Source organism: Bradyrhizobium sp. Leo114 (genome assembly GCF_055229415.2).
In genome coordinates this window covers 1-654 of sequence record NZ_JBUYEN020000197.1, presented here as the reverse complement: position 1 = coordinate 654, position 654 = coordinate 1, and the positions used below count along the sequence as shown (strand labels likewise).

Here is a 654-nt window from a genome sequence, read left to right as displayed (position 1 = left end):
CTAGCAGTCTGCTGAAAAAGCCCTCGTCAGGGGCTGCGATTGATGATTCTATATCGATCATGGATCGTCGGGGGTTCGCATGCGGGGCGCTTTTTCGGATCAGGGCGGATTATTTTCGTACATTTCGCCGGAGGCACGAGTTCCTGCGGACCATCCGCTCAGGAAGATCCGGCAGTTCGTCCGCGATGTGCTGACGGAGATGAATCGCGACTTGGGGAAGCTCTACGCGAGCGAAGGACGTCCCTCGACGCCTCCGGAGCAATTGCTGAGCGCGTTACTGCTGCAGGTGTTCTACGGTATTCGCTCGGAACGCCAGTTGATGGAGCAACTGGACTACAATCTTTTGTACCGCTGGTTTGTGGGGCTTTCGCCCGACGACCCGGTCTGGGACCCGACCACCTTCACCAAGAACCGAGACCGGCTGCAGAACGGCGGGGTGTTTAAGAAATTCATGACCCGGCTTCTGAACCATCCGCAGGTCAAGCCGCTGCTGTCGGACGAGCATTTCTCGGTGGATGGAACGCTGATCGAAGCCTGGGCGTCACAGAAGAGCTTTCGTCCCAAGGACGGTAGCGGTGACGATGATGGCGGCGCAAACTTCCATGGCCAGAAGCGCAAGAACGACACCCATGCGAGTACCAGCGATCCAAACAG

1 protein-coding gene is annotated in these 654 nt (G+C 57.8%); it reads left to right on the top strand.

Translation table 11 applies throughout. The features are described from left to right. Nucleotides 1–79: 79 nt before the first annotated feature. The coding region (locus ACZIRK_RS45370; protein ID WP_474419864.1) for a transposase at nucleotides 80–654 on the top strand (575 nt) is incomplete at its 3' end.